This window comes from Serratia sp. HNCC26DJ244, assembly GCF_057180565.1.
This window is the reverse complement of the sequence record NZ_JBXUGO010000088.1, coordinates 1-771: the sequence shown is the minus strand read 5'-3', so window position 1 is coordinate 771 and position 771 is coordinate 1. Positions and strand designations below refer to the sequence as shown.

1 pseudogene is annotated in these 771 nt (G+C 55.9%); it reads left to right on the top strand.

Features of this window, described 5'->3' with window-relative positions:
- A pseudogene (locus tag AC2A06_RS18695) lies at positions 1-771 on the top strand (hypothetical protein); the annotation flags it as partial.

Here is a 771-nt window from a genome sequence, read left to right as displayed (position 1 = left end):
CCAACACGAACGGCAGTGCCGATGGCCTGTATCTGAATTATGGCTTGAGTGCCATTGAACTGCTGACCGACACCGGCAACGGCGGTGCGTTGATTATAGCTGCTGGCACCAACAGAGAATTAACCGCCCTGCTGACTGGGGCAGGTGGCATCGTTTTCGATGCGACCCAGAGTCCGTTGACGGTAACCAATAGCAACAACCTCTACCAAGGCAGTACCACGGTGCAGGGCGGTACCGTACAACTGGGCAGCAACAATGGCTTCGGTGAAACCTTGTTGCTGACGGTTGCAAGTAGCGGCACGTTTAATGGCAACTCGTTCAACCAAACGGTAAAAGCGCTAGATAACCAGGGTACGGTCAACGTCGGTACCGGTATCCTGACCAATAGCGGGTTGTTGACTAACACCGGGGTGATTGATATCACCGGCGGTACGCTGAACCTGAACGGGGGAGGCACCTCCACCGCGGTGGGTGGCCTGACCGGTGCGGGGGCGTTGAACGTCAACAGCGGCACATTAACCCTGAGCGCCGCCAACAGTGGCTTGACAACAGCGACCGACACCCTGATAGCAGCGCTGGCAACGGTCAATTTGACTGCGGCCGATGCCTTGGGTAGCAGTGATGTTGATGTAGTGGGTACTTTGAACCTGAACGCTGCCGATACGCTGGCCAACATATTCAGTGGTGACGGTACCATCAACACCAATGCGGCAGTGACCTTGGAGGGGACCAATGATTTTACCGGTCAGCACAATATCAATGCCGGTGGTG